Annotated in this window: 24 protein-coding genes; 19 read left to right on the top strand and 5 right to left on the bottom strand. The window is 30.9% G+C overall.

Annotated elements, in window-relative coordinates; translation table 11 throughout:
- Positions 1–216: 216 nt before the first annotated feature.
- Positions 217–714, bottom strand: coding sequence for a DUF456 domain-containing protein (locus Q0891_RS13010; protein ID WP_299102230.1), 498 nt, complete (start codon positions 712–714; stop codon positions 217–219).
- A 121-nt stretch (positions 715–835) separates the two neighbouring features.
- Here Q0891_RS13010 and Q0891_RS13005 point away from each other — a divergent pair, with 121 nt between their 5' ends.
- The 4 genes from Q0891_RS13005 (at position 836) to Q0891_RS12990 (ending at position 5,334) form a co-directional block, all read left to right on the top strand.
- Positions 836–1,195, top strand: coding sequence for a BlaI/MecI/CopY family transcriptional regulator (locus Q0891_RS13005; RefSeq protein ID WP_299102229.1), 360 nt, complete (start codon positions 836–838; stop codon positions 1,193–1,195).
- Positions 1,196–1,197: 2 nt separating this feature from the next.
- On the top strand, positions 1,198–3,600 hold the full coding sequence (locus Q0891_RS13000) for a M56 family metallopeptidase (RefSeq protein WP_299102228.1): 2,403 nt from the start codon (positions 1,198–1,200) through the stop codon (positions 3,598–3,600).
- Positions 3,601–3,611: 11 nt separating this feature from the next.
- On the top strand, positions 3,612–4,742 hold the full coding sequence (locus Q0891_RS12995; RefSeq protein ID WP_299102227.1) for a tetratricopeptide repeat protein: 1,131 nt from the start codon (positions 3,612–3,614) through the stop codon (positions 4,740–4,742).
- A 115-nt stretch (positions 4,743–4,857) separates the two neighbouring features.
- Positions 4,858–5,334, top strand: coding sequence for a hypothetical protein (locus Q0891_RS12990; RefSeq protein ID WP_299102226.1), 477 nt, complete (start codon positions 4,858–4,860; stop codon positions 5,332–5,334).
- A 15-nt stretch (positions 5,335–5,349) separates the two neighbouring features.
- Here the strand turns inward: Q0891_RS12990 and Q0891_RS12985 are convergent, their stop codons facing one another.
- From Q0891_RS12985 to Q0891_RS12970, 4 genes are read right to left on the bottom strand one after another with little or no spacing between them, the layout of a single operon-like run.
- Complete coding sequence (locus tag Q0891_RS12985) at positions 5,350–6,087, bottom strand: Bax inhibitor-1/YccA family protein (protein WP_299102225.1); 738 nt, start codon at positions 6,085–6,087, stop codon at positions 5,350–5,352.
- 3 nt (positions 6,088–6,090) lie between these two features.
- Positions 6,091–6,951, bottom strand: a complete 861-nt coding sequence (locus Q0891_RS12980; protein WP_299102224.1) for a hypothetical protein — start codon at positions 6,949–6,951, stop codon at positions 6,091–6,093.
- 51 nt (positions 6,952–7,002) lie between these two features.
- On the bottom strand, positions 7,003–8,139 hold the full coding sequence (locus Q0891_RS12975) for a glycosyltransferase (protein WP_299102223.1): 1,137 nt from the start codon (positions 8,137–8,139) through the stop codon (positions 7,003–7,005).
- Entirely contained in the window at positions 8,133–9,095 is a 963-nt protein-coding gene (locus Q0891_RS12970) for a lysylphosphatidylglycerol synthase domain-containing protein (protein WP_299102222.1), read from the bottom strand. The genes Q0891_RS12975 and Q0891_RS12970 overlap by 7 nt, the downstream gene beginning before the upstream one ends.
- Before the next feature lie 39 nt (positions 9,096–9,134).
- On the opposite strand from Q0891_RS12970, the gene Q0891_RS12965 reads away from it, so the two are divergent.
- From Q0891_RS12965 to Q0891_RS12895, 15 genes are all read left to right on the top strand, one after another.
- Positions 9,135–9,773 carry a cell envelope biogenesis protein OmpA gene (locus Q0891_RS12965; protein WP_299102221.1) on the top strand — a complete coding sequence of 213 codons (639 nt, stop codon included), beginning with the start codon at positions 9,135–9,137 and terminating at the stop codon, positions 9,771–9,773.
- Positions 9,774–9,785: 12 nt separating this feature from the next.
- On the top strand, positions 9,786–10,340 hold the full coding sequence (gene ruvC, locus Q0891_RS12960) for a crossover junction endodeoxyribonuclease RuvC (protein WP_299102220.1): 555 nt from the start codon (positions 9,786–9,788) through the stop codon (positions 10,338–10,340).
- Positions 10,341–10,383: 43 nt separating this feature from the next.
- Positions 10,384–10,749, top strand: a complete 366-nt coding sequence (locus Q0891_RS12955) for a hypothetical protein (protein ID WP_299102219.1) — start codon at positions 10,384–10,386, stop codon at positions 10,747–10,749.
- Positions 10,750–10,755: 6 nt separating this feature from the next.
- Positions 10,756–11,883 carry a radical SAM family heme chaperone HemW gene (gene hemW / locus Q0891_RS12950; RefSeq protein WP_299102218.1) on the top strand — a complete coding sequence of 376 codons (1,128 nt, stop codon included), beginning with the start codon at positions 10,756–10,758 and terminating at the stop codon, positions 11,881–11,883.
- A 2-nt stretch (positions 11,884–11,885) separates the two neighbouring features.
- Positions 11,886–12,635 carry a cyclase family protein gene (locus Q0891_RS12945; protein WP_299102217.1) on the top strand — a complete coding sequence of 250 codons (750 nt, stop codon included), beginning with the start codon at positions 11,886–11,888 and terminating at the stop codon, positions 12,633–12,635.
- Between the two features lie 68 nt (positions 12,636–12,703).
- Positions 12,704–13,315, top strand: a complete 612-nt coding sequence (locus tag Q0891_RS12940) for a DUF4230 domain-containing protein (protein WP_299102216.1) — start codon at positions 12,704–12,706, stop codon at positions 13,313–13,315.
- Entirely contained in the window at positions 13,312–13,710 is a 399-nt protein-coding gene (locus tag Q0891_RS12935) for a GNAT family N-acetyltransferase (protein ID WP_299102215.1), read from the top strand. Before Q0891_RS12940 ends, Q0891_RS12935 begins: the two co-directional genes overlap by 4 nt.
- Positions 13,710–14,069 (top strand): MmcQ/YjbR family DNA-binding protein, encoded by a 360-nt coding sequence (locus Q0891_RS12930; protein ID WP_299102214.1) that lies wholly within the window; start codon positions 13,710–13,712, stop codon positions 14,067–14,069. The genes Q0891_RS12935 and Q0891_RS12930 overlap by 1 nt, the downstream gene beginning before the upstream one ends.
- Positions 14,070–14,214: 145 nt before the next feature.
- A complete protein-coding gene (locus Q0891_RS12925; protein ID WP_299102213.1) occupies positions 14,215–14,589 on the top strand; it encodes a hypothetical protein in 375 nt (124 codons plus the stop codon).
- Positions 14,590–14,722: 133 nt separating this feature from the next.
- Positions 14,723–15,133: a response regulator gene (locus tag Q0891_RS12920; protein WP_299102212.1), complete on the top strand. Its 411-nt coding sequence runs from the start codon at positions 14,723–14,725 to the stop codon at positions 15,131–15,133.
- 2 nt (positions 15,134–15,135) lie between these two features.
- Positions 15,136–15,675, top strand: coding sequence for a heme NO-binding domain-containing protein (locus tag Q0891_RS12915; RefSeq protein ID WP_299102211.1), 540 nt, complete (start codon positions 15,136–15,138; stop codon positions 15,673–15,675).
- Positions 15,675–17,630 carry a PAS domain S-box protein gene (locus Q0891_RS12910; RefSeq protein WP_299102210.1) on the top strand — a complete coding sequence of 652 codons (1,956 nt, stop codon included), beginning with the start codon at positions 15,675–15,677 and terminating at the stop codon, positions 17,628–17,630. Before Q0891_RS12915 ends, Q0891_RS12910 begins: the two co-directional genes overlap by 1 nt.
- Positions 17,631–17,632: 2 nt before the next feature.
- A complete protein-coding gene (locus tag Q0891_RS12905; RefSeq protein WP_299102209.1) occupies positions 17,633–18,766 on the top strand; it encodes an FIST N-terminal domain-containing protein in 1,134 nt (377 codons plus the stop codon).
- Positions 18,766–19,830 carry an ATP-binding protein gene (locus Q0891_RS12900; protein ID WP_299102207.1) on the top strand — a complete coding sequence of 355 codons (1,065 nt, stop codon included), beginning with the start codon at positions 18,766–18,768 and terminating at the stop codon, positions 19,828–19,830. The genes Q0891_RS12905 and Q0891_RS12900 overlap by 1 nt, the downstream gene beginning before the upstream one ends.
- Complete coding sequence (locus Q0891_RS12895) at positions 19,817–20,134, top strand: Hpt domain-containing protein (protein WP_299102206.1); 318 nt, start codon at positions 19,817–19,819, stop codon at positions 20,132–20,134. The genes Q0891_RS12900 and Q0891_RS12895 overlap by 14 nt, the downstream gene beginning before the upstream one ends.
- Positions 20,135–20,143 lie beyond the last annotated feature (9 nt).

Below are 20,143 nucleotides of genomic sequence, written 5' to 3'. Positions count from 1 at the left end.
TTTTAGTGAAAAATATAAGCTTGAAACTACTGTAAAATAAAGAAAGTACGGTTTTACCACAACAAGTTTGCGGTTTTACCACAGCAAAAAAAGAATTCACTTACATATATTTACCGCATCAACAAGAATTAATTGATCCCTCATTAAGTATTTGTTGAATTAATAGCAAGAAGATTAAACCTAGTTACAATTATGTAGCTAGGTTTTTTTATTTATTTAATACCAAGCTGTATTATGTTGTGATAACTTCACGATAAAAAAACCTAGGTAAATAATTGCAACAACAAATTTCATAAATGTTGAAGCAATGAATCCTAAAAATGATCCAAAAGCTGCTTTTAATGCTTTATCAATATCGTTCCTATGAATCATTTCACCTATAAGTGCGCCAATAAAAGGACCAATTATAATTCCGAAAGGTATAGGTGATAAGATACCTATAATTAAACCTAGAGTTGTACCAATCATTCCTGCTTTGCTTCCTCCAAAACGTTTAGTGCCAATGGCAGGTATAATATAATCTAGTATATATATAAAGATGGCAAACACTAATGTAGCGATTAAAAAGGTCTGACTCATTTCTACACCATCAGTAAAATCAAGTACCAGAAGACCTGCCCAACTCGTAAGAGGTCCAGGTAAAATCGGTAAAAAACTACCAACGATACCCAAAATGATTAAAAGAAGTGCAGCAAGCACCAAAAAAATTTCCATAAAATGTTTTAATAATATTTAATAATAAGACGCAAAAAGTAGACCAAAGTTACAGTTTTGTAACTAAAAAATTAGTTTGAACTAAATATTTAGTTATATTTGAGAAAATAAATATCCAATTATGAGGCAGTTAACAAAAGCAGAAGAGGAAATAATGCAAGTCTTATGGCAGTTGCAAATGGCAAATGTTAAAACAATTATAGATACGCTTCCAGAACCAAAACCAGCATATAATACAGTTTCTACAATTGTGAGAATATTAGAAAGCAAAGGTTTTGTGGATTATGAAAAAAGAGGCAAAGGACATGTTTATTTTCCTATTGTGGCAAAAGAATCTTATAGTAATCAATCTATAAACAAACTGGTAGATAATTATTTTCAAGGCTCATTTCAAAGTATGGTTTCGTTTTTTGTAAAAAAGAATGATGTAGACATAAAAGACATTGAAACTTTATTAAATGAAATTAATAAAAACAATTAATTATGCTACATACTATTCTACAAATTGTCGCTTTTCAGGCCTTGTTTTTATTAGTCTATGATGTTTCTCTTAAGCGAGAAACCTTTTTTAATAACAATAGAGCTTACTTAATTGTAACCTCAATTTTGTCATTGGTTTTACCATTTATAAAGTTTCCAGAATTAAAAACAATGACCTCTAAAGATGTAGTTATACATCTTCCAGAAGTATTTATTGGTGTAAAAACACCAACATCTTATGATATTGAAATTGCAGAACAAGTAGGTATTATAATAGAGCAACCTCAGACACCAATTTGGCAGATCGTTGCAGTTTCTGGTATTGTAGTTAGCGCTTTAATTTTTTTGATAAAGCTCACAAAAATATATTGGTTAAAGCATAAAAACCCAAAACGTTGGAATGGCAACATACTCATCGTAAACTTAATAAAAAGCAGTGCTGCCTTTTCTTTTTTCAATACCATATTTTTAGGTGATCATATTTCTGAAACCGAAAAACCTACCATTTATCAACACGAGTTAGTGCATATTAAAGAATATCATACCATCGATCTATTGTTTTTTGAGTTGCTAAGAATCGTGTTTTGGTTTAACCCTTTAGTGTATATCTATCAAAATAGAATAAAAGAATTACACGAATATATTGCAGATGCCAAAGCTGTAAAGGAAACAGGAAAATCAGAATATTATACCAGTTTACTTAATCAAGTATTAGACGTTAATCATGTCTCATTCACCAATACTTTTTTCAACAAATCATTAATCAAAAAACGAATTACCATGTTACAAAAATCAAAATCTAAACAACTTCATTTAATTAAATATGCTGTATTAATTCCTATGGTATTTGCAATGTTGATTTATACCTCTACAGAAGTTAGAGCACAGAAAACTAACTCAATAAATCAAGAGCAGGTTCAAGAATTAACTGATGCAGAATTAATTAAAAAGTATTATGATGAATATGTAGCCATGGAGAAAAAAGGCTCAACATTTTTTGAAATTATAGATTATGCAGGATTTGGTAGTTATGACAAAATGAAATATTTAAGTTCAAGAACTGAATTCTTAAAGTTGAAAGCTTATTTGGAATATATAGCTGATGGAATATTAAAAAGTAAATCAAATAAAGGCACCTTAACGCAAAAGGACATTGAGACCACTGACCTTATGAGAATGTCAAAATTTGAAACCTATAATGACTATAAGGCTTTCAAAAACACAAAAGAAGCGAAAGAACGTTGGGTAGCTAATGCCGATGATGGTATTTTAAGACTATTTGTAGAAGAAATAGGTAATCACACATCAAAGGAAAAAAAGCTTTTAGATGACTTATTAAAACAATTAGAAAAAGGAGATTATGAAAAAATAGTAATGACTGATGGTCAGTCAACATTTATAATTGAAGATTACCAAAGTCCTATAGCACATAAGGAAGAAATAGAAGAAATGGAAGTGCCTTTTTCAGTCGTAGATGAAACACCAACGACAGTAGATTGTAAAGATTTAGAAAGCAATTCAGATAGAAAAAACTGTATGAATATGTTTGTAAATAAGCACATAGCTAAAAAATTTAATACAAGTATTGGAGATAGTTTAACGGCTGGTAAAAAGCGCATTTTTGTACAGTTTAAAATAGGTAAAGATGGTATTGTAAAGGATATAAAAGCAAGAGGGCCAAGTAAAGCATTAGAAGTAGAGGCAAAACGTGTTATTGCAACGTTGCCACAGTTTATTCCTGGCAAACAAAAAGGGAAAGCGGTTATAGTACCTTTTTCAATACCTATTGTTTTTCAAGTGGAAGGCAATGATAAAATCACTCAAGAAACCAAAACCTATAAAGAGCTTGTTGCCAAGAGAGACCGAATTTTACAAAGCTCAGATGAAAACAATCCGGTTGTAACGCAACTAAATAAACAGATCTCAGAATTAGAGCAAAATTTAGATCGTAACATGGATAGTTTATATCTAGAAATTTTAAGAAAGCGTGAAGAAAAATTGATTGAAAGAAGCTTAAAAGATGGCTCTGTAGATATTCCTTTTAGTGAGGTAGAAATCGCTCCAATGCATCCAGATTGTGATGCTATAGCTTTAGAAGAAGACAAGAAAAGCTGTTTTGCAGCAGCCATCAATAAACATGTTGGACAGAATTTTAATATGCAAATAGCAGATTCTTTGGGTTTATCTGGTGGTAAAAAGCGTATATACACCTACTTTACTATCGGTAGAAATGGAGAGGTTGATCACATAGTAGCTAAAGGTCAACATCCAAAATTAGAAGAAGAAACCGTAAGAGTTTTGAAGTTACTGCCTCAATTTAAGCCAGGAAAACAAGATGGCAATTCGGTTGATGTGCGCTATTCTTTACCAATTGTTTTTCAAATCCATGATACTAAAAAAGATTAATTAAGTTACGTATGAGATTACTTGGGTTTCTATTCAGTCTGGTTATTACGTTTAGTGTTCATGCACAAAACCAAAAAGTCAAAGCCGATCATTTATATGCAAGCGGAAATTTTTCTAAGGCTATTGAGATTTACAAATCGTTAGATAATTTAGATGATGTTTATGATGAAATCGCTAAGGCATACATGGCTATTGGAAACTATGGTGAGGCCTTAAAATATTACGAGAAAGCAAACATAGCTAATGAGGATAATTTACTAATTCAGTATGAATACGCTAAACTTTTAACTAAAACTAAAAAGTATGATCTTGCTAATGTGATGTTTTTAAGTTTAATAGAATCAGATAGTGTTAATCCCAATTATTACTATGAATTAGGAGTTGTTTTAGAAAAGCAAAAAGATACAACAGCGTTGCAGCAATTTATAAAAACGTACGACTTAGATGGTACACACCAAAAAGCAATCTTTAAAATTGCTAAGCATCATTTGCGAAAGCGAAATTTCACAGACGTTCATAGTTATGTGGACAGAGGCCTTGATAGTTATGAAAATAATGTAGAACTTATTAGTTTAAAAGCTCAAACGTACTATCATCAAGAGTTTTATACACATGCAATAGTTTGGTTTAAAAAACTGTTAGCATTAGGAGAGAAATCAGAATTTATTCACGAAAAATTAAGTCTTTCTTATAGCCATAATTCCGATTACGAGGATGCTATTTATCATAGAAAACAAGCTTTGAAATATAATCCTTACGATGCCAATGCTATGTATGTCATTGGCACATATTATGAAAGTTTAAAGCAATTTGAAGATGCTGAAGATTACGTTAAAAAATCATTGTTTATCCAAGATCAGCCACTTGATAAAGAATATCAGAAGCTCGGAACACTGCTAAATAGACAGAAGAAATACGAAGACGCTATAAAAGCTTTTCAGAAGTCCTTAAAAGAAGATCCTACTAATCCTATGGTTGAGTTTTATATCTTGAGAACAAAAGATGAGTATTATGCAGATTTAGATAGTAAAATTAAACTCTACGAGCAATTTATAGCTAAGCATAAAAAAAGTTATTTTATAGAATATGCTCAAAATCGATTGCAAGAGTTGAAACGCGAAAAACTCTTAGAGGAAAATTAATTTAGATCTTATTAATTAGGCAAAGATAGTTGTCTAAGTTATTGATTCTAAAAGCGAAGCGATCAAGCACGTTTTAAATAAAATATTCGTACTTTTCGGCTTCAGAATTCTATAAATGAACCGAATAGTTTGTCTTTTAATCTTACTTTTTGCAACCTCTTGCAATTACTTTGAAAAGAAGAAAGTTTATCCTGAAGATTTACTTGAGGAGGAACTACAAACGTTTAATTGGAATGAAGTAGACACTTATCCAACCTTTGAAGGCTGTGACTCTTTAACCGAAAAGGAAGAAAGTAAAGTTTGTTTTCAGCATACTTTAATATCAAGTGTAAATAAGTTTTTGGCAGAACAGAATATTATCGTTGCAAATGATGTTTTTGATACTATAAAGCTTAATATTATTATAGATAAACAAGGCGATTTAGTAATTGAATCGATGAAGATTCATCCAGAAACCGTTATTGAAATTCCAGAAATTGACAGCCTTTTACGTCAAAGCTTAGAAAGTATTCCAAAAATATATCCTGCGATAAAAAGAGGTCAACAAGTTACAACGGCCTTTGAGTTACCTGTAATTATTCAGATTAATTAATGTAGAGAGCTGTTCTTAAAATCGGATAGCGAATTTTTGCATTAGTCGTAACACTTCAATATACAACCATATTAAAGTTGCTAAAAGTCCCCAAGTTGCAATCCATTCCTTATATTTTGGTGCTTTGTTTTTATAACGTTCTATGTAATCAAAGTCTAATAGTAATGCAAACGAGGCAACGATGGCGGCCAATATATTAAAAGCAATTGCAAACCAAGATGTTCCCCAAATATAATTCTTGATGCTAAAAAAACTGAGGATCCAAGACACTAAATACACCACCATAATGCTTACAGTTGCAGTAATTACTACACTTTTTAGTTTTTTAGTAACAACTATAATTCTAAGCTGATATAAGAGTAACATTACAAAGAAGGTAACTATAGTAACACCAATGGCTTGGTAAGGCAATTCAGGGTAATGACGATGTGCGTATGCAGAAAAACCGCCAAGAAAACAACCTTTAGCTACAACATAAAGCGGCACCAAAAAAGGCGACCAATGTTGTCTTACGGAAATGAGTACACTGATAATTGCAGCTGCTAGCATACCTCCTAAAGTATACCATTGCATAGAAACACCAGTTTCATTTAGTTTCCATAAATAAGTTGTGATACCAGCAATAATTAAAATTCCGAAAATAGATTTAAAAAAAATACCAAAAACGGTCATTTTTTTGGTCGTAGATTTTCTGTCATCCCAGAAATAACGATTAAAAATTGGATTAGAAGTTTTAAAATTGCGTAAAGACATTCATTATAAATTAAACTTATATCCTAATGAAAAATCGGTAGAAAAGTTACCTTGATTTTTTATGAATATACCAAATAATTCACCGTAAGCTAGAGTAATATAGCCATTTTTTCCAACTTTAATATCAGAACCAATTCCAAAAATAAAAGGCGCATCAAATGAGGTTGCACTATTGTCAACGTCATTATTATCAGCATCTTTAAGAGTAGAATCAAAAATATTTACTGTGACTAGTTTTACCTGACCATAAATAGAATAGTTTGACTTATTAATTATTCTATAGCGATAACCTAAAGAAAATTCAGTGGTGCTGTAATCAAATTCATCGGTTTCAAATACTTGACGTGCTTGTAAAAAGCCAGAATGCCTTGGTAATGAATCAGCTTCAAAAAATTCTAATTCTCCACCTAAAAGAAAGCCCATCGCGTTTTCAGAATTTTCAACAAAAGGACTATTTGTTAAGCCACCAAATACACCTAATCTAAAAGCCATTTTAGCTTTTTTCACAGTTGCATTATAAGATTTGTCTTCAGAGACATTATAAGAATCTACATAAGACTTAATGTCGTAAAGTCTAAAATTTAGAGATTCTGTAGTTTTACCATTGGTAAGCTTACTTAAAGTTGTTTTGTATTCTGCACGATAATTTTTGTCATCACCTTTGGTGTTTTTTAGTTCTGTAATAGAATTATTCTTCTTTACAAAGTACCTAAAATTACCATTTTTGCTCGTCCAGAGTAATCCTATTTTACCTTCAATTTCGGTGTTTAACTCCAATGATTCGCCTTTAATTGTGTAGTTGTCTTGACTGTAGTTAAATTGAAAAGTAAAACACAATAGTATAAATAAGTATAAAGTCTTCATGCGTAATAAGATTTGGTTACGGTAAAACTATATGAAATATTTTATGTGACGTTATTTTTTCGATGTTCTACCTTTCCAACGGTATGATTTAAAGAATGATAGGATGAAAACACCAATATTAAAGACAGGATAAAGTAGGCTAGAAATAATATAAGAAAGTAAAAGAGTTTCTTGTTTAAAGAATCGAGCTGTTTTAAATACTAACAAAAAGTCAATACTAAACTTATTTACAAATAAGGCAAGGGCTACATTTATTGGTATAAGCCCAAACAAAGCAGTAGGTAAAAAAGCTAAACATATTAAATTGCTGAGAATAACAATTGAACCAATGAGTTTGGGTGTCCATTGCTTTAAATGACTCGTTTTAGCAGCCCATCGAATACGTTGGTTTATTAATATTTTGAAGTTTTCTGCAGGACGAGTAGTAACTATAGCTTTCTTACATTTTAAATATTGGACTTTCTTTTTATTGCTTTTTACTAATTTTTCGAGGAGAAAAACATCATCTCCACTGGCTATACTGTCATTACCCTCAAAACCATTAAGATTTTTAAATTCTGCTTTCAGATACGCAAAGTTTGCGCCATTACATAACATTGGTTTACGGATCCCAAAACTACCAATAGTTACGCCTTGTAAGCTTAAAAAATCTAAGGTCTGAAAGCGATTAAAAAATGAGGTTTCTCCCTTATAGATTACTGGCGCAACAATACATTTTGGTTGGTTAAGTTGAATGTATTCATCAAAACTATCTAACCAATATTTTGGTAGAATACAGTCGGCATCTGTAGTTAAAATCCATTCGTTTTTAGCTATGGCAATGCCTGAGGTAATTGCATCTTTTTTTGGTGCATTAGAACTTCTTTGATTATCTATAATTTGAAGATTTAAATCCAAAAATGGTTTTTTAGACATCATTTTCTCAATAATTTCTACTGAATTGTCTTCAGATTGATCGTTAACTAAAATAACCTCAAAATAGGAGCGTGAGTAATTTAATTGATTTAAAGATTTTAATAATACTTCTAGGTTTTTGGCTTCATTTCTAAAGGGAATAATAACAGAAAATCTTGTTTTAGCTGGTAAATCTTGAAGCTTAAATTCATCCACCTTGTCAAATCCTAAAATAAGAACACCAATAACTAGTAAGTAACAAATAGTAATTACAATAAAAAGTAAAGTTAGCATTGTGTAACAGGTTTTGGAAGTTTAAAATTAAGCACAAAATAACTCCCAATAAGACTTGGGAATACAAAATTGAGAAACCACATTAAGGTGGTTATTGATAAAATGGTCAATTCATCAATGCCAAGGTAACTAAACAAATAAACGGCAATACTACCTTTAACAATAACATCAAAAAGGACTATTGTTGGGATGATTGAAGATAATAAATAGAAACAAGAGATAACAATCATAGCGTCTGTATAGATGATATCTACTCCAAAAATTCGTAATAAAACGAAAAACTGAAATGAGAAAATCGCATAACGAAATAGAGACAATAATAAAGTTATGCTCTTCGTTTTTATAGAAATTGATTTGGTAAATGCTACTATGGTAGCCATTGAAAATCCTTTTATTTTAAAACGTTTTTGCTTTATACCTAAAAAGGTAAACAAAATCACGATTACAAATACTAGAGCGATTTTAGCGATTTTAAAATAATTAAGGTCAATATTATATCGATTAGTGAAAAGCAAAAAGCCAATAGAGCCAGCTATCATCGTGATAATCATTTGGGACAAATTACCAATGAGATTTAGCAGTATAATTTTAGTTCTTAAGGGTTGTAAGTAGTACATGGCTTTAGCGCCATAATCGCCAATTCGGTTAGGTGTTATTAATGATGTTGTAAGCGCTGAAAAACTTTGAACAAAAGCAGAATTAAAGGAAATAGAATTTATTGTTTTAACTAAATGTTGCCATTTTAAAATTTCGAAAAACCAATTAAAAGTGCTTAAAATGATTAAAAAAAGTATGTTTTTTATCGAAAAAACACTGCTTTTGTTTAAAAATGAGAGAAAATCAACAAATTTTAAATTCTCATTATCAGTAATTTTAGAATAAATAAAATAAAATGCACCAACTACAATGCTCAATTTAATAAGTACAAAGAAGAATTGTTTAGTTTTGTAATGCATTGTAACATTCATACTGCAAATAAAATCAAAAACTTAGAGATGCAATACAATTTTAAACAATACCTTTTCTTTTTTACGCTTGTAATTATAACCTTTAGTAGTGAGGCACAGTTAAGAGATACGGCAAAGTGGAAAGCACTTTTTGCTGTAGGTATTAATTACCCAACAACAGATGGTTTTGTAACTGGATCTTATGCGCAGTCTGTAAATTTTCCGACAGTAAATTTAGGTGTTCAGCATATGTTTAAATCGGCATATGGTGTAAAGTTAGACTATGGTTTTAATCGTTTTAAAAATCATAAAGACACTCCGGAATTTAAATTAAATTATTCAAGAATTAATGCACAATTTGTATATGATCCTTCAAACTTTATTGGGTTTTTACCATCAAGATTACGAACCGTTTTGCATGCAGGACCAGGAATTACATTTGCAAAGCCTTTAGGGATTTTAAAAGAAAATAAACAGACATTTTTAAATCTACTTGGCGGTCTAGAAATTCATTATGCGATAAACGAAAAGGTTTCACTTTTTACAGATATTGCTTATATCTATGGTGTAACGTCATTAGATGTTTATGATCCTGCTTTAAATGGTCTTGGTGCTTTTAATGGTAGTGTTTTTAACCTTACCTTTGGGTTGGCAGTGTCACTTAGTGGTTGTCAATTTTGCGACTAAGCAATAGAATACATGAGCGAAGAAAAAATAATTTTAGGCATTGATCCTGGTACCACCATTATGGGTTTTGGACTCATAAAAGTGGTGGGCAAAAAAATGGAATTTTTGCAGCTCAATGAGCTTATGCTTAAAAAATATGACGATCATTATCTAAAGCTGAAACTCATTTTTGAACGTACAGTAGAATTAATTGATACGTATCATCCAGATGAAATAGCAATTGAAGCACCATTCTTTGGGAAAAACGTACAAAGTATGCTTAAGTTGGGACGAGCACAAGGTGTTGCTATGGCAGCAGGTTTATCTCGCGAAGTACCAATTACGGAATATGCTCCTAAAAAAATTAAAATGGCAATTACCGGAAACGGAAATGCCAGTAAAGAGCAAGTGGCTAAAATGTTACAAAGCATGTTAGGACTAAAAACCATACCAAAAAATCTAGATTCTATGGATGGTTTGGCTGCTGCGGTTTGTCATTTTTATAATCAAGGTAGAGTAGAAGTTGGTAAAAGTTATTCAGGTTGGGCATCTTTTGTTAAGCAGAATGAAGGACGCGTAAAAAAGTAAACTGATTTGTCATTTCTGCGAACGCAAAAATCTATACTACTAAATGAAATACATAATTATATTATTAGTTTTTAGCTTATCACTCTTGTCCTACAGTCAAGGGCAAGTGGAATTAAATGATATAGCACATGAAGACTGGTATCAATCTCAAAAAATTAAAGATTCCTTAGTAATAGCGTTGTTGCAAGTTAATGAATCAGATTCTACATTTATTTCAGCATTTAAAAACACAGAGAAACTTTGGGATAATTTTGTAGAAGAACAATTTAATCTAAAGTTCCCTGAATACGAATCTTGGGAAACCAGACGAGCAATTTATGGAAGCCAATTTGATATGCTTTATTATCAATTTTTAAAACAGTATTGCGATTTAAGAATTGCTACCTTGTATAATTTGTTTGAAGAATAAAACTAAATGGCAGGCATCTACATTCACATACCATTTTGCAAACAAGCATGTCATTATTGCGATTTTCATTTTTCAACATCATTGAAGAAAAAAGATGAACTCATAAATGCTTTATCTAAAGAAATAGAACTTAGAAAAACCGAGTTTAAAAACACAACCGTTGAAACCATTTATTTTGGAGGCGGAACCCCTTCATTATTAACCAATGAGGAGTTGCAATTTTTAATTGATTCGGTTTATAACAACTATCAAGTTTCAGAAAATCCAGAAATTACACTAGAAGCAAATCCGGATGATTTAACTGTAGATAGAATCATTAAATTATCTAAAAGTAAAATCAATCGTTTATCCATCGGTATTCAATCTTTTTTTGAAGCCGATTTAAAACTGATGAATCGCGCACACAATGCAACCGAAGCAAAAGCCTGTTTAGAAGAAGCTACAAAGTATTTTAACAATATTTCTTTAGACTTAATTTATGGCATTCCTGGTGCGTCAAATGCACAATGGTTACAAAATATAGAAATGGCATTGAGTTTTGGTGTGCCTCATATTTCGAGTTATGCGCTAACCGTTGAGCCTAAAACGGCTTTAGCCTCTTTTATAGAAAAAGGTGTTATAGAAGATGTAAATGATGAGCAAGCACACGAACAATTTCATATTTTAAAAGATAAGTTAGAGGCTTCAGGTTTTGTACATTATGAGTTGTCTAACTTTGGTAAAGATGGATTTTTTAGTAAAAACAATACAGCATATTGGCAAGAGAAATCTTATTTAGGTATTGGTCCTTCGGCACATTCTTTTAATGGCACGCAACGTGGTTGGAATGTGAGAAACAATTCAAAATATATAAGAGCATTAGAATTAAATGTACTTCCAATAGAAATTGAAACCTTAACCCAAACCGACCAATATAACGAGTATATAATGACAGGTTTAAGGACTATTTGGGGCGTTTCAATACAAAAAGTAGAAAATGACTTTGGTTTAGACTACAAAGATTATTTAATTGAGCAGTCTGAAATTTTTATAAATCAACAATTATTGTATATTGATGATGCACATATTCGAGTCACAAAAAAAGGACAATTTTTAAGTGATGGTATTGCATCAGAATTATTTAAAATCAACTAAACGTGTTAACAACCATACAATACAATTCAAGAAAATTAAAAATAGATTTATCGCAACCTTTAGATATATCCATACCACTAAAAGGAGATGTTTCTAATGTAAACGCATGGTATATTGGACCACCTAAGATTGAGCCCGAAGTTATAGATGGCGATACTATTAGTGTAGAAAAAGGTGCTGTGGTCAATTTTAATACCATTAACTTTAATCCACATTCTCATGGCACGCATACAGAAACAGTTGGCCACATAACAGAAAAAGTCTATTCTATAAATAAACATTTAACTCAGTTTTTCTTTCTAGCAGAAGTGATAACGGTTGCGCCAGAAAAATTAGGAGATGACTATGTGATTTCTAAAAAGCAATTGCAATTTGCATTAGGAAATAAAAAACGAGAAGCGGTTGTAATAAGAACGATGCCAAATACACGCGATAAATTATCGCGTCAGTACTCTAACACCAATCCAACTTATTTAAAAGTCGAAGCTGCGGAATATCTTAAATCCAAAGGTGTAAAACATTTACTTATAGATTTACCAAGTGTAGATAAAGAGCAAGATGGGGGTGAGCTATTAGCCCATAATGCGTTTTGGAACACCAGCGGAAAACTGCGTTTAGATGCTACAATAACCGAGTTTATATATGTGTCTAACAAAATAGATGATGGTAATTATATGTTAAATCTACAGATCGCACCTTTTGAGAATGATGCAAGCCCAAGTAAACCTATACTGTATAAAGTATTAGATTGATTGAAACTGACATGTGACCATAAAACGCACTGAGGGTCACATTATATAAGTAGAATAAAATAATTTAAATGGAAACTTTTTTTATCATCATCATTAGTATTCTTGTTACTTTAGGTATTGTTACTGTATATAAACAATGGAAAACTAAGAAGGTAGCTAGCGAGCAGTCAATTCTTATTTTAGATAAAATAAAACGCGTTTGTAAATTTATAACTGTAGAAGGCGATTTTGCAGAAATTTACCATTATGAAGACGTAAAAGAAAAATTTCTAAAATTAATTTCTAGTCGCAAAAAGGCACTGGTTGTTATAAATGCTAAAGCGCATGTTGGTTTTGATTTAGGTAAAGTACAAATGGTTTCAAACCCAAAAAATAAAACTGTTAGTTTAACACATTTTCCACAACCAGAAGTACTGTCAATAGAAAGTAATATTAATTATTACGATAAGCAAGATGGTATGTTCAATAGGTTTGAAGCTTCGGACTTAACTGATCTTCATACTAAAGCAAAAACCCATATTATGGATAAAATTCCAGAAAGTGGTTTGTATAACATAGCCAAACAAGAAGCTTTAGAAGCGATTCATCTTATAGAGAATTTGGTAGAAACCATAGGATGGAAGTTAGATTATTCTGCGCTAAAAATTGAAGCTAAAGAAATAAAGAAAATTGAGAAATGATAGAAATATCAACTCTTAAAGATCGATTACAGTTAGATGTTATTCATGGCTTTTTAACACATAGTTATTGGGCAAAAGGGAGAACTATAGAAGACGTAAAAACAACTATTGAGCACTGTCTGTGTTTTGGCGTTTATATAGATAATAAACAAATTGGCTTTGCAAGAGTAGCAACAGACTATGCTGTGTTTGCTTATATCATGGATGTGTTTATTTTACCTGAACATCGAGGAAAGGGATACGCGAAGCAGTTAATGAAGACGATAAATGAAGAATCAAAGTTAAGTCTATGCAAAGTATGGATGCTAAAGACCGCAGATGCACATAATTTGTATAAGCAGTTTGGCTATACTGAATTACAACATCCAGAGAAGGTAATGGAAAGACTCTTATAATGAATATAGAAGACTACAGAAGTTATTGTTTAAATAAAAAAGGGGTTACCGAGCATTTTCCATTTGATAATGATACCCTTGTTTTCAAAGTATGTAATAAAATGTTTGCCCTCGCATCTCTAAAGCGATGGGAAAACGGTGAAGCATTTATAAACTTAAAATGCGATCCAGATTACGCGCAAGAACTAAGAGCAGAATTCGATAGTGTTAAGCCAGGTTATCATATGCATAAGAAGCTTTGGAATAGTGTTTACGTGCTTACCGGTGAGCTATCTCCAACACTAATTACAAAACTGATAGATCATTCTTATGAATTGGTAGTTAAAGGTTTACCTAAGAGATTGAGAGAACATATTTAAGCATTTATTTTAAAGACTATTGTTTTTGTTCAAAGAAGCTTAGCCTCCATTCGTCTATTCAAAAAGTTGACTTACCGAAAAACGATTTTTTCGCTTAATATAACATTTAGCTTTGTCGTATAATTAATTAATATACCTCAAGACTATGACAACTTTACTAATTTATGGAACATTATTATTAGGACATTTGTGTGTTTATTTCTATTTCAGAAATAACTTTAAAAGCTTCTTGAATTCTTCAAGTAAAGAGACTTTAAAAATTGAAAAACCAAAATCTCCTGAGTATTTTAGATCTAAAAATCAGTCAACAAACGCTGTAGACAATACGTTCGTTTTATTAAATAAAAGTCTTAGACAGTTAGAATTTATTTCAGAGTTTGAAATGTACTTAGAAGAAAATACTCTAAAAAATTATTCTTTAGAATTTCTTCAAGAATTTAGTAAGATAAAAATGGAAGCACAGCTATCTACGCTAAAAACAACTAATCTTATTAATAGTCAAGTGAAAATAGCAGCATAAATTTACTTTAGGATTAATTACCGTTCGTCGACACTTATCTGCCATCTGCCGACACTTATTTACGACTAAGCGAATGTTAAATATAGAACATGTTTATTGCTGTAATTTAGCCGAATATAAAACACAGTAATTAATGAAAACCCTTAATATTTTATTGATAGAAGATGATATGATTGAAGTAATGAAGTTAAATAGAGCTGTAACATCACTTCAATTAAATCACAAAATTACGGAAGCGAATAACGGAGAAGATGCACTTAAAATATTAGAGCAAAAAGATAATCTTCCAGATATTATTTTATTAGATTTAAACATGCCAAAAATTAATGGAATAGAATTTTTGAAAATTTTAAAATCTGATGATAGGCTAATGTATATACCAACAATTATTCTCACAACATCTAATAATCAGCGTGATTTATTAGAATGTTATAAGGTTGGTGTAGCAGGATATGTGTTAAAGCCCTTAAAATATGAAGAATATGTTTCAAAAATTGAAAAATTATTATCATATTGGAGCATAAATCAATTAATAACCACTTAGAAATGAAAGGAATCGTTTTTACAGAGTTTTTAGAACTCGTTGAAGATAAGTTTGGATTAGAAATGGTAGATAGGATCATTTCAAGCTCAGATTTAGATTCTCATGGTGTTTATACTTCGGTAGGTACTTATAGTTTTTCTGAAATGCTACAATTATTACAGCATTTAAGTGAAAACACAGGTATTTCAATTGATAATTTATTATTAGTCTATGCAGAACATTTTTTCAGCGTTATTGAAAAGAGTTATCCAGGACTTTTAGCAACATACAAAGACCCAATAGAAATGATATCTTCTATAGAAAATCATATACATGTTGAGGTTAGAAAAATTTATCCAGATGCTGAATTGCCAACTTTTGAAGTTATAGAAAAAGCAGAGAATCATTTAGTTTTAGATTATACTTCTAGCAGAGCAATGCATCATTTTGGACTTGGATTAATGAATAAAACATTTGAACATTTTAATTCTACGGCCACAATAGAATTAGAAAAAATAAAAGAAGACGGAACAAAAGTGAGGTTTGTGATTAATAAAAATTAATGGACCAAAGCGTTGAGATATTAAACCGTGCTCTCAAAAGAGAAAAAGAAGCTCGAAAAGCAGCTGAAAGAATCCTTGAAGAAAAATCTAGGGAGCTCTACTTCACATCTCAAAAACTCGAAAACTTATTAGATGAAAAATCATCAGAATTACAAGGTGTCTTTGAAAATATCATTGATGCTTACGTAGTTATGGATTTTAATGGCAATATTTTAAAATTTAATGAAGCCGCAACAAAATTATTTGGATATGATATTGATAATGAGGAAATAAAAGTCGCGAGCCTCATCTATAAAGAAGATTTTCAATATGCAATAGATTGTTTTGCCCAACTAACTGAAAAAGGCTTTTTTAAAGATTACGAAACTAGAGTTTATACCAAGTCAAAAGAAGTAAAATGGGTGCATGTAAATGGAAGTATTATTTTTGATAGGCACCAAAAACCCATTGCAGCGCAAGGAATAGTAAGAGATATTACAGCCGAAAAAGCTTCAGAAGAAAAGTTAAAAGCATCAGAAAATAGGTTATCTACGCTTATATTAAACCTTGATAGTGGTGTTGTCTTAGAAGACGAAAACAGAAAAATAGTACTTACCAATAATAAATTTTGCGAACTTTTTAATATTAAATCAAATCCGTCTGATTTGTATGGCTTAGATTGTACATATTCCTCAGAGAAGAACAAAGTTTTATTTAAAAATCCCGAGGACTTCATTGAGAGAATGCGATCTATTGATGCAGCTAAAGAAACTGTACTAGGTGACGAATTAGAAATGTTAGACGGTAAAATTTTAGAGCGAAATTATATACCCATACAAGAAGGTGGTTTTAATAAGGGCTATTTATGGACCTTTAAAGATGTAACCTTAAATAGAACTTATAGAAAATCACTAGAAATCCAAAAAGAAAAATATTACAGCATAATTGCCAACATGCATTTAGGGTTAATTGAAGTGAACCTTGAAGACGAAATATTAATGGTTAACCAGAGTTTTATAGAGATGTCTGGTTACTCCGAAGAAGAATTATTAGGTAAAAGTGATCAGATGTTATTTCCTGTTGAAGGCGGTTTAGATATAATTAAAGCGGAAAATGAAAAAAGGATAAAAGGGATATCAAATTCTTACGAAGTTAAAGTAAAAACAAAAGAAAATGATATTAGATACTGTTTAATTAGTGGTGCACCTAACTATGATTTAAATGGTAATATAGTTGGATCAATAGGTGTTTATTTAGATATAACAGATTTAAAAAGCCTGCAAATACAGAAAGAAAGTCTATTATCTAAATTAGAGCGAAGTAATAATGAATTACAAGAATATGCACATATTGTTTCACACGATTTAAAATCGCCTCTACGAAGTATAGATGCCTTAGTTAGTTGGCTAAAAGAAGATAATAAAGGTAAGTTAGATGAGATGAGTTTAAAGAATTTTGAACTTATTGAATCGACTTTAGAGAAGATGGAGCAATTAATTTCAGATGTTTTAGATTATTCTAGTGTTGGTACAGATAGTAATGACAAAGCAGATGTTAATTTAGATCAAATGTTAACTGACCTTACAACTATTCTTTACATTCCAGAACATATAGTAATAAATACATTAAATCCATTACCTACAATACAGGGAGATCCTACTAAATTACAGCAATTGTTTCAAAATTTAATAAGCAATGCAGTTAAGTTTATTGATAAAGAAAAAGGATTAATAACTATAGACGTAGAAGATTTAAAAAGCCACTACAAATTCTCAATAGAAGATAATGGAATTGGTATAGATAAGCAATTTCATGATAAGATTTTTAAAATTTTCCATGCTCTAAATAAAAGTAAAGATTCTACAGGAATAGGACTGTCAATAGTTAAAAAAATTGTTGATTTACACGAAGGTCAAATCTGGTTAGAAAGCCAAGTAAATGTAGGAACTACATTTTATTTCACACTTAAAAAATAAACATGAAAATAGTACAGCTTGTAAAACAGAACAATAAAGATTGGACTTATATTGGCGAAAATCAAGAACTAAAGGAGCCTTTAGTTGTCGTTTTTGGAAATCGATTACTTTTAGAAGATACTTCTGTTTATGATGAAATTAGAACGATATTTCCAGATGGTCATATTGTATTTGGTTCAGCATGTGCGGAAATTTCATCGAGAACTGTAAATGAAAATAGCATAACTATAACTGCTATGGAGTTTGAAAGGAGTCAGTTTGTTATAAAAACTAGTAATGTTTTAAATCGGGATTTAGATAGTTACAAAACAGGAAATGATCTTATAAAACAGTTTCCAGAAGAGGGTTTAAAATATGTTTTTGTAGTATCAGAAGGTAGTTTTATAAATGGTAGTCAACTTACACAAGGCATGAGTACAATAAATAGTGGAAACCTTCTAATTACGGGTGGTTTATGTGGTGATGATACGCGATTTGAAAAAACACTAGCATCATATAATGAAAATCCAAAGGAAGGAGAAATTGTTGCAATTGGTTTTTACGGTGACTCATTAGAAATTACCTTTTCAATTCATGGTGGTTGGACACCTTTTGGACCTGAGCGAATCGTAACGAAGTCTAAAGGCAATACACTTTATGAGTTAGACGGTTTACCAGCATTAGACTTATACAAAACTTACTTAGGAGATAAAGCTAAAGATTTGCCAGGAGCGGCATTATTATACCCGTTAAATGTAAAATCTGAAGATGAAGAGCAATCTATAGTAAGGTCTATTCTCAACATTAATGAAGAAGAAAATGCCGTTATATTGGCTGGTGATATTAAGCAAAATTCAAAAGTTCAATTGATGATGACAAACGTTGACAATATTGCTAATGCATCAGAACGTGCCGCAACGCAGGCATTAGAGTTTAGGAAAAATAAACCAGAATTAGCCATGTTAGTAAGTTGTATTGGTCGAAAATTGGTTTTAGACCAACGTGTAGAAGAAGAGATTGACGAGGTTATAGAAATTTTAGGAGAAGGAACTGCTGTGAGTGGTTTTTATTCCTATGGAGAGATTGCGCCATTCCACGGAGAAATGGCATGTCAATTACACAACCAAACAATGACCATAACGTTAATCAGTGAATAATGAATTCATTACTTAGTCGCCAGTTGCGTAAATACTTAAGTGAAGAATTAAAGTCAAATGGAGAATTATCAACATTTCTTGACGCTGTAGATAGTTCCTATAATAATTTTGATGAGCAATCTGCAATGATTCAAAGAGCTATGGCAATCAGCTCAGATGAATTATATACTGCCAATAGAAAATTACAACAAGAAGCAAAGGAGCAGCAAGAGTTAATAGATAAGTTAAAAGATGTTATTAATACGCTAAAATTTTATAATCTCAATGAAGAAGACAAGGCAGATGCTGTAGAATTAAAAAGTACAGATTTAGTTGATTTTATTGATAATCAAACCAAGGAGATTATTGAAATGAATAAACAGCGAGAGTCTTTATTAAATGAACTTGCCTATCAAAATCAAGAATTGAGTGATTACGCGCACATGGTGTCTCACGACTTAAAGTCGCCTCTTAGAAGTATAGATACATTAACAGCGTGGCTAAAAGAAGATTATAAAGAAGCTTTTGATGCTAATGGAGAAAAAACTTTAGACCTTATTAGGACTAATGTAGAAAAAATGGATGCCTTAATTAATGGTATTTTAGAGTATTCTACCATCGGTAAAAATCAAATTGAAATATATGACGTAGATTTAAATAACCTTGTTAATAATGTTGTAAGTATCTTAAGGATACCTCAAAATATCAGTATCAATAAAGCAAATTTGCCTACAATAAGAGGTGATAAGTATAGATTACAACAGTTGTTTCAGAACCTTATTGGTAACGCTATTGCTTATAATGATAAAGAAGAAGGTAAAATTAATATTTCCTTTAAAGAGAAAAATAATTTCTGGGAATTTTCAATTGAAGATAATGGAATGGGTATTGACGAGGCCTATTTTGATAAGATCTTTAAAACTTTTGAGAAGTTAGAAAACAATGGAGAATCCACAGGTATAGGCTTAGCTATAGTTAAAAAAATAGTAGATTTGTACGGAGGAGAAATTTGGTTAACATCAAAACTTAATCAAGGTACAACCTTTTATTTCACATTAAAAAAACAGCCTAATGGAACAGCCTAATCTTTCATATATTACCAGCATGTCCGGAGGAGATAAAGCCTTTGAGCAAAAGTTAATTAACATAATAAAACTTGAGTTTCCAGAGGAGAAAAATGTATATTTTAAAAACTTCGAAGCTGAAAACTACAAACTTACTGCTGAGAACGTTCATAAACTTAAACATAAAATTAGTATTTTAGGCCTTGAGAAAAGTTATGATGTTGCTGTAGATTACGAGAATAGTCTCATAGACGGCAAAACTGAAGGAAGAATTGAGTTTGAATCTATTCTGCAAACCATGACAGATTTTTTAGAGACCTTATAAAGTTATTTT

The sequence above is a fragment of the uncultured Winogradskyella sp. genome, assembly GCF_947498005.1.
Classification (GTDB): Bacteria; Bacteroidota; Bacteroidia; order Flavobacteriales; family Flavobacteriaceae; genus Winogradskyella.
This window is presented reverse-complemented; position numbering and strand designations above follow the sequence as displayed.

Bases quoted from the DNA above. Each gene is read 5' to 3' on its own strand.
- ruvC (WP_299102220.1), top strand. From the start codon at position 9,786: ATGAGCGAAGAAAAAATAATTTTAGGCATTGATCCTGGTACCACCATT.
- Q0891_RS12925 (WP_299102213.1), top strand. From the start codon at position 14,215: ATGACAACTTTACTAATTTATGGAACATTATTATTAGGACATTTGTGT.
- Q0891_RS12995 (WP_299102227.1), top strand. From the start codon at position 3,612: ATGAGATTACTTGGGTTTCTATTCAGTCTGGTTATTACGTTTAGTGTT.
- Q0891_RS12975 (WP_299102223.1), bottom strand. From the start codon at position 8,139: ATGCTAACTTTACTTTTTATTGTAATTACTATTTGTTACTTACTAGTT.
- Q0891_RS12980 (WP_299102224.1), bottom strand. From the start codon at position 6,951: ATGAAGACTTTATACTTATTTATACTATTGTGTTTTACTTTTCAATTT.
- Q0891_RS12985 (WP_299102225.1), bottom strand. From the start codon at position 6,087: ATGTCTTTACGCAATTTTAAAACTTCTAATCCAATTTTTAATCGTTAT.
- Q0891_RS12915 (WP_299102211.1), top strand. From the start codon at position 15,136: ATGAAAGGAATCGTTTTTACAGAGTTTTTAGAACTCGTTGAAGATAAG.
- Q0891_RS13000 (WP_299102228.1), top strand. From the start codon at position 1,198: ATGCTACATACTATTCTACAAATTGTCGCTTTTCAGGCCTTGTTTTTA.
- Q0891_RS12930 (WP_299102214.1), top strand. From the start codon at position 13,710: ATGAATATAGAAGACTACAGAAGTTATTGTTTAAATAAAAAAGGGGTT.
- Q0891_RS12990 (WP_299102226.1), top strand. From the start codon at position 4,858: ATGAACCGAATAGTTTGTCTTTTAATCTTACTTTTTGCAACCTCTTGC.
- Q0891_RS12900 (WP_299102207.1), top strand. From the start codon at position 18,766: ATGAATTCATTACTTAGTCGCCAGTTGCGTAAATACTTAAGTGAAGAA.
- Q0891_RS12905 (WP_299102209.1), top strand. From the start codon at position 17,633: ATGAAAATAGTACAGCTTGTAAAACAGAACAATAAAGATTGGACTTAT.
- Q0891_RS12935 (WP_299102215.1), top strand. From the start codon at position 13,312: ATGATAGAAATATCAACTCTTAAAGATCGATTACAGTTAGATGTTATT.
- Q0891_RS13005 (WP_299102229.1), top strand. From the start codon at position 836: ATGAGGCAGTTAACAAAAGCAGAAGAGGAAATAATGCAAGTCTTATGG.
- Q0891_RS12970 (WP_299102222.1), bottom strand. From the start codon at position 9,095: ATGCATTACAAAACTAAACAATTCTTCTTTGTACTTATTAAATTGAGC.
- Q0891_RS12895 (WP_299102206.1), top strand. From the start codon at position 19,817: ATGGAACAGCCTAATCTTTCATATATTACCAGCATGTCCGGAGGAGAT.
- Q0891_RS13010 (WP_299102230.1), bottom strand. From the start codon at position 714: ATGGAAATTTTTTTGGTGCTTGCTGCACTTCTTTTAATCATTTTGGGT.
- Q0891_RS12940 (WP_299102216.1), top strand. From the start codon at position 12,704: ATGGAAACTTTTTTTATCATCATCATTAGTATTCTTGTTACTTTAGGT.
- Q0891_RS12920 (WP_299102212.1), top strand. From the start codon at position 14,723: ATGAAAACCCTTAATATTTTATTGATAGAAGATGATATGATTGAAGTA.
- Q0891_RS12910 (WP_299102210.1), top strand. From the start codon at position 15,675: ATGGACCAAAGCGTTGAGATATTAAACCGTGCTCTCAAAAGAGAAAAA.
- Q0891_RS12955 (WP_299102219.1), top strand. From the start codon at position 10,384: ATGAAATACATAATTATATTATTAGTTTTTAGCTTATCACTCTTGTCC.
- Q0891_RS12965 (WP_299102221.1), top strand. From the start codon at position 9,135: ATGCAATACAATTTTAAACAATACCTTTTCTTTTTTACGCTTGTAATT.
- hemW (WP_299102218.1), top strand. From the start codon at position 10,756: ATGGCAGGCATCTACATTCACATACCATTTTGCAAACAAGCATGTCAT.